The organism is Neisseria sp. HMSC069H12, from assembly GCF_001812735.1.
GTDB classification, from domain to species: Bacteria; Pseudomonadota; Gammaproteobacteria; order Burkholderiales; family Neisseriaceae; genus Neisseria; species Neisseria subflava.
The window spans coordinates 29385-36202 of sequence record NZ_KV810295.1; the positions used below are offsets into that span (position 1 = coordinate 29385).

Consider the following 6818-nt stretch of genomic DNA (forward strand, 5'->3'; position numbering starts at 1 on the left):
TGTCGGCGGTTCGACTCCGTCATCACCCACCACTTTCCTTTTCATTGTCCCTGACAATGGATGCGCGGTGGTAGCTCAGTTGGTTAGAGTACCGGCCTGTCACGCCGGGGGTCGCGGGTTCGAGCCCCGTCCGCCGCGCCATTATTTAAAAATACTGACTCTTCAGTATCTCCCTTTTTCGGGTGATTAGCTCAGTTGGTAGAGCGTCTGCCTTACAAGCAGAATGTCGGCGGTTCGACTCCGTCATCACCCACCAAGTTTCTTTTTCATTGTCTTTGACAGTGGATGCGCGGTGGTAGCTCAGTTGGTTAGAGTACCGGCCTGTCACGCCGGGGGTCGCGGGTTCGAGCCCCGTCCGCCGCGCCATCAAGTTAAAAATAAAAATACCGGTTTTTACCGGTATTTTTTTCGTCTGTATCCTATGCCTTTTTATAAAAAATCGAGCTTTTTAGATAGTATAAACAGGACAACACAATAAAGCAGACATATGGTTTGAATCCTGAAAGACCATCCGCCTCAAGCTGATTCACACCAAACGCTTATTCATCAAATCCCTAAATCATCTTTCAAAATAAACATAAATACTTGCCTCCTCTTCTTACACAAAGGCCGTCTGAAAACGTCAATACATTTTCAGACGGCCTTTTTTAGCTTATCAAGCCTGATACCTAATCATGCAGGAGGCCTTAGCATCAATCCAATGTTCGCCACCTGGCTGAACAATTTTAGACACCAGCTTATCCAAGTCGCGTAAATAATCGGTTGATTTTTGGCTGTTGATAATCACGACAACCAGCAACGGCTTTTCGCCCAACCAATACCCTGCCAGCGCGCGGACATCTTTAAGCGTACCGGTTTTGAGGCGCAGGTTTTCACCGGGCTGTTTCAAGCGTGTTTTAAGCGTGCCGTCTTTACCGGCAATCGGCAGCGTACTGATAAACTCGTTTTTAAACGGGCTGAAGTAGGCTTTTTCCAACATTTGCGCCATCATGCGCGCATTGAGCCGTTCGACGCGAGACAGACCTGAGCCGTTTTCCAGCACCAGCCCTTCCGTATTGATACCGGCAACCGCCAGCTCACTTTTTACGATAGACGCGGCCTTGGCCTGCGCCTGCTTGTAATCAGATATATGTCCGGCAAATTTAAGGAAAACCGAACGGGCAATCAGATTATTGGAATGCTTGTTCATATCGGTGAGGATATCGGTAAGCGGTTTGGATTGATGGCTTGCCAACACATGCGCATCATGAGGCGCAGCACCTGTCGTCAGGCCGTCTGAAATCGTGCCGTCTTGTTGGCGCCATTGGTTGACAAAACTTTTGCCGACAAATTCTTTCATGCTATACATATTCAGATACAGCTCTTTGCCCAAGCAGCTTTCCGGCAGCTTACCCGACACGGTCAGCGTATTGTTTTTATAGGAAGTCTTCATGTGGTTTTTTAAAACACTGCACTTCCCTGCTTTATTCTCAAGCGTCAATTTGTTTTGAATATTCAGATTCGGCAGCGGCGGATTGGTACGGATGACCAAGTTTCCGTCTTCCCCTTTTTCAGCACGGAGTTCAACGGTTTTATACGCCAACATATTGGGATCGGGTGGAGTCATAAAACTTTCGGCAGAATCGGAAGCAAAATCATCCGGATTCTTCACATCGCCCCACAGGCTGCGGTCGAGTATCAGATGTCCGTCAATATGGCGTATGCCCTTATCGCGCATCTGTTGCTGCATTTGCACCAAATCATGTTGGTCAAACACAGGATCGCCGCTCCCCACCCAATACACGTTGCCTTTCAACGTATCGCCTTTGATTGGGCCGTTGGTTTTAAACTCAGTTTTCCAACGATAATCGCCGCCCAGCATACGAAACGCGGTAAACGCCGTTACCAGCTTCATCGTCGAAGCAGGATTGCGCAATTCATCGGCACGGTGTTCGGCAATCACTTTGCCGCTGTCCAATTCCTGCACATAAACGGAAATCTCATTTTCAGGAATACGCCCGAAATCCAAAGCCCATGACGGACAAACCGCCATCATCAGGCTGATTGATAAAATATTTTTTAACTTCATTACGTTACAAAATCTTATAAATTCTTACGAGGTACTTAGGCCGTCTGCACATTTCAGACGGCCTTTTATTTATTTCTGATGCGCTTTCAAACGCAAAGCAAACATGACGACCACAACACCGACAACCAAAGCGCAACCCATCGCCAAATGAATACCATCCAAAATTGCCTGTTGCGGCATATCTGCGCTGGAAAGTTTCTCACCGATATTGGTCGCACCGACAAAAAACGCCGCACCGATGGCACCGGCAATCGGGTTGATGGTAGTCAGAATAGCCGCACCGTGCGGATTAAGTGTTTTCGGCAACGCGTTCAGACCATGGGTTTCACCGGTTACACAAGCAGATACGGAAAGCGCCAACAGCGTAAACATCGCCGTCAACATCACCATTTGCGTATCAATCCGCAAAAACAGCCACAATACCGCCAGCGACACCACCAGCATCACTGTTGCCGGCAAAACGACAAAACGTCCGCCCTTTTTGTCCAACAATTTGCCGAACAACGGCGCGGCAACCGCTTGGGCAATACTGGCAGGCAGCAGGATCAGGCCGGTTGCCGTACCGGTCAGCATCAGCACTTGCTGCGTGTACATCGGCACCATCAATTCCAAGCCCAAGAACAGGAATATCGCACCGGCCAAAATCACAACGCAATATCTGAACTGTTTGTATTCAAACGCACGAAGGTTCAACAACGGCGTGGCCAAACGGAACTGACGGTGCGCAAACCAACCCACCAGCACAACGGAAGCTGCAAAGAGCAGGATAAATTCCACCAACGGCATATGGGCAAAATTACTGCTCGCATAAACCAGCCCGCCGAAGCCTGCAATCGACAACACAGCCGACAACATATCGATTTTCGGACGGCTGATGTTACTCAAATTGACCGTCAAATATTTGCCTACCAGCACCATCGCCGCCAACATAAACGGCGCGGTAAAACCGAACAGCACGCGCCAATGCGTATGGTCGATGATGATGCCCGACAGCGTCGGCCCCATTGCAGGCGCGGCGGTAAACATCATGGTAATCACACCCATCGCCGTTCCGCGCTTATTGGGCGGGAAAATCGACAATACGCCGTTAAACAGAAGCGGGACAAAAAACGCGGCAGACACCGCCTGCACCATACGCCCCACAACCAAAATTCCGAAAGTAGGTGCAAACGCGCAAATCAGCGATCCTGCTAAAAACGTTGCCTGCGTAAACAGCACCATTTTGCGCGTTTCAAACCATTGAATCACGCCTGCCGTAATCGGCGTAAATGCCCCATAACCAGCAAAAAGCCCGTCGTCAACCATTGAACCGTGGTCTTATCGACCCCGAAATCTTTCATAATCGGCGTGAGTGCGACATTCAGCAGCGTGTCGTTGAGATAGCCGAAAAATGCGCCGATGAATAAGGTGGCGACAATGGTTTTAGCAGGAAAGTCGGGATTGTCGGCGTAGTATTCGTGTGCCGTTTCGCCCTCTTGCGAATCAGAAGCGTGCATAATAATTTGAAATATCAGCGAAACCGTTATTTTAGCATAAACCGTTTTGACAGGCCGTCTGAAACCTTGACCGCTTCTCCAGACAATACTAAAATTTAGAATCGTTTTCATTTTTATTATCAAACAGGAGAAAAACATGTCAAAGAAAGTCAGCATCTTGGTCGGCAGCCTGCGTAAAGGCTCGTTCGCACGAAAAGTCGCACAAAACGTCATTTCCATGTTCCCCGAAGGCTACGAAGCGCAAATCGTCGAAATCGGCCATTTGCCTTTATACAACTTCGACTACGACGATCCTGCCGTTACCGACTTCCCCACTCCATCCAGCTATACCGAGTTCCGTGAAACCATCAAAGCCTCTGCCGGCGTATTGTTCGTGACTTCCGAAAACAACCGTACCGTCCCCGCCTGCCTGAAAAACGCCATCGACATCGGTTCCAAACCCAATGCCGATGTTGCCTGGAAAAAAACACCTGCCGGCATCATCAGCCATTCCGTCGGCAAAATGGGCGGTTATAGCGCGCAAAAAAATCTGCGCCTTGCCCTCTCATATTTCGATATGCCGCTGACCGGCCAGCCGGAAGTGTTCCTCGGCAACTCGCCTACCCTGTTTGACGACAACGGCCAGCTCATCGAATCCGCGCGCGGCTTTGTTCAAGGCTATATCGACCAATTGGTTGCCTTGATTGAGAAAAACCCTAAATAATCGCGATTGAAGCATACAGGCCGTCTGAAAAACGAATTTCAGACGGCCTCATCTTTTGCAAAAAATCAGTTTTTCAACCCTTCCTAAATTTTTACTAATTGAGTGCGGTTATAATCACTGTCCACCCATCCTCCGGAGAACTTCCATGCGCGTATTATTGGTTGAAGACGATGCCATGATTGCTCAAGCCGTCAGTGCCAACCTGAAAGACACCGGCTACGCTGTCGATTGGGTCAGCCGCGGTTCGGAAGTTGCCGCAGCAGTGGCGGCGCAGGCATACGATTTGCTGCTCTTGGATTTGAGTTTGCCCGGCAAAGACGGTTTGGACGTATTGACGCAAATCCGCAGCGGCGGCTGTACCGTCCCTATCTTAATCGTGACCGCGCGCGATGATTTGCACAGCCGCCTCACCGGCCTAGACGGCGGCGCAGACGACTACATCGTCAAACCCTTCGACATGGCGGAACTGCAAGCCCGTATGCGCGCCGTATTGCGCCGACACGGTGGGCAGACGCAAACGCTGCTGAGCAACGGCATCATCACGCTCAACCCTTCCACCCATCAGGCGGAAGTGGTCGGGCAGGAACAGGCCATCATGCTCAGCAACAAAGAATTTGCCGTCCTCCAAGCCCTGCTACTGCGTCCGGGCGTGATTCTGTCGCGCAGCGATTTGGAAGACAAAATCTACGGCTGGGGTGAAGAAGTTGAAAGCAACGCCGTTGACTTCCTAATTCACGCCTTACGCAAAAAACTCGGCAAAGAAGCGATTCAAAACGTCCGCGGGGTCGGCTGGCTGGTTGCACAAAACAACCAGGCCGTCTGAAAAACCACAACAACACCAACACACAAACCATGCAACGCCTTATCCACACCATCAAACAATCCCTGCAAGTTAAGATCAGCCTCGCCCTGATCTGCATGCTCCTGCCCCTCTCCATTCTCGCAGGCATATTTTCATATTACGATACTTATCACGAGACCCAAGAGGTTCAAGACGACCTGTTGCGCCAAGTCGCGAACTATCTCGACCCGAGCGATGCCGATGACGAGAAGCACTCGCTCGACAACGACAACAAGATTTCCGTTCAATTTCCCAATACGCCCAACCCCATTGTCAGCCTGCCTGAGCAGATTTCAGACGGCCTGCACACCATTCAGGCCGATGACGACGACGATTACTACCGCGTTTATACCCGCAACACCAAACAAGGCCGCATCGCCGTCATGCAGGAAAGCGACTACCGCGAAGAGCTGGCCGAAATGGCCGCTATGCAGAGCATCCTCCCCATGCTCCTCGCCCTACCCCTGATTATCCTGCTTACCGTCTGGATTACCCATCGAGCCATGCGTTCCGTCAAAACCCTGTCCAACGATTTGGAACAGCGCCAAATCAACGACCTCTCGCCGATAGACACGCAAGACATTCCCAGCGAGATCCAAGGCTTTGTCGTCGCCATCAACAACCTGTTGCAACGTACCGACGAAAACGTCCGCCAACAGCAACGCTTTATCGCCGATGCCGCACACGAATTGCGCAGCCCCATGACCGCCCTTTCCCTTCAGGCAGAACGGCTCAACAATATGCAGCTGTCCGCCGAAGCGCGCGAGCAGTCCGCCCTGTTGCAACAAAGCATACAGCGCAACCGCCACCTGCTCGAGCAACTCCTTTCCCTCGCACGCGCCCAAGCACCCGAAACCCAACGCCCCAAAACCCTGATCAGCCTGCAAAACCAGTTCCGCCGCGTCTTGCAGGAACTCATGCCGCTGGCGCTGGCCAAAGGTCAAGACATCGGCGTCGCCGTTGAAAACGACTGCCAAATCCACGCCGACGACACCGAAATCTACACCCTTATCAAAACCTTTACCGACAACGCCATCCGCTACACCCCCAAAGGCGGCCGCATAGATTTGGGCTTTGACGAAACCGCCGAATACCTCAACATCTGGGTGGAAGACGACGGCCCCGGTATTCCCCCAAGCGAGCGCCAACGCGTTATCGACCCCTTCTACCGCATTCTCGGCACCGAACAACAAGGCACCGGCCTGGGGCTGTCCATCGCAAACACCATTGTCAAACGCCATCAAGGCCGTCTGAAACTGGCCGACAGCCGACGCTTTGACAGCGGCTTGCTGATTATTGCCGAGTTGGATAAAAAGACGCTTTAAATAATCGACCCGCTCAAATTGGTTTATCTAGCTTTAATCCGATAAATGAAAACGTTTTAAAACCAAAGGCCGTCTGAAAATACCTTTCAGACGGCCTGACACCTTTGCAAAATCCCCCCAAATCCCCTAAATTCCCACCAAGACATTTAGGGGATTTCTCATGAGCACCTTCTTCCAACAAACCGCACAAGCCATGATTGCCAAACACATCGACCGCTTCCCACTATTGAAGTTGGATCAAGTGATTGATTGGCAGCCGATCGAACAATACCTGAATCGTCAAAGAACCCGTTACCTTAGAGACCACCGTGGCCGTCCCGCCTATCCCCTGTTGTCCATGTTCAAAGCCGTCTTGCTCGGACAATGGCACAGCCTCTCCGATCCC

The 6818-nt window shown here is 51.1% G+C and carries 5 protein-coding genes, 3 tRNA genes and 1 pseudogene; 7 read left to right on the forward strand and 2 right to left on the reverse strand.

The genetic code is table 11. The features are described 5' to 3' along the window. Positions 1 to 64 precede the first annotated feature (64 nt). From HMPREF2872_RS09015 to HMPREF2872_RS09025, 3 genes are all read left to right on the forward strand, one after another. Positions 65 to 141, forward strand: a tRNA-Asp gene (locus HMPREF2872_RS09015). Between the two features lie 39 nt (positions 142 to 180). Beyond that, positions 181 to 256: transfer RNA gene (locus HMPREF2872_RS09020), tRNA-Val, on the forward strand. Positions 257 to 289: 33 nt separating this feature from the next. Next, a tRNA-Asp gene (locus HMPREF2872_RS09025) sits at positions 290 to 366 on the forward strand. Between the two features lie 289 nt (positions 367 to 655). Here the strand turns inward: HMPREF2872_RS09025 and dacB are convergent. Continuing rightward, complete coding sequence (gene dacB, locus HMPREF2872_RS09030; RefSeq protein ID WP_070633055.1) at positions 656 to 2068, reverse strand: D-alanyl-D-alanine carboxypeptidase/D-alanyl-D-alanine endopeptidase; 1413 nt, start codon at positions 2066 to 2068, stop codon at positions 656 to 658. A 69-nt stretch (positions 2069 to 2137) separates the two neighbouring features. After that, positions 2138 to 3564 (reverse strand): annotated as a pseudogene (locus HMPREF2872_RS09035) (MFS transporter). 136 nt (positions 3565 to 3700) lie between these two features. Here HMPREF2872_RS09035 and HMPREF2872_RS09040 point away from each other — a divergent pair. The 4 genes from HMPREF2872_RS09040 to HMPREF2872_RS09055 form a co-directional block, all read left to right on the forward strand. Next, positions 3701 to 4267 (forward strand): NADPH-dependent FMN reductase, encoded by a 567-nt coding sequence (locus HMPREF2872_RS09040; protein WP_070633057.1) that lies wholly within the window; start codon positions 3701 to 3703, stop codon positions 4265 to 4267. A 145-nt stretch (positions 4268 to 4412) separates the two neighbouring features. Further along, positions 4413 to 5090, forward strand: coding sequence for a response regulator (locus tag HMPREF2872_RS09045; protein ID WP_070633059.1), 678 nt, complete (start codon positions 4413 to 4415; stop codon positions 5088 to 5090). A gap of 29 nt (positions 5091 to 5119) precedes the next feature. Beyond that, positions 5120 to 6433: a sensor histidine kinase gene (locus tag HMPREF2872_RS09050; protein WP_070633061.1), complete on the forward strand. Its 1314-nt coding sequence runs from the start codon at positions 5120 to 5122 to the stop codon at positions 6431 to 6433. A gap of 160 nt (positions 6434 to 6593) precedes the next feature. Further along, positions 6594 to 6818: transposase (locus tag HMPREF2872_RS09055; RefSeq protein WP_070633063.1), on the forward strand; the 225-nt coding region annotated here is incomplete at its 3' end.

Coding starts and splice junctions, on each gene's coding strand:
- dacB (WP_070633055.1), bottom strand. CDS start 2,068: ATGAAGTTAAAAAATATTTTATCAATCAGCCTGATGATGGCGGTTTGT.
- HMPREF2872_RS09040 (WP_070633057.1), top strand. CDS start 3,701: ATGTCAAAGAAAGTCAGCATCTTGGTCGGCAGCCTGCGTAAAGGCTCG.
- HMPREF2872_RS09045 (WP_070633059.1), top strand. CDS start 4,413: ATGCGCGTATTATTGGTTGAAGACGATGCCATGATTGCTCAAGCCGTC.
- HMPREF2872_RS09050 (WP_070633061.1), top strand. CDS start 5,120: ATGCAACGCCTTATCCACACCATCAAACAATCCCTGCAAGTTAAGATC.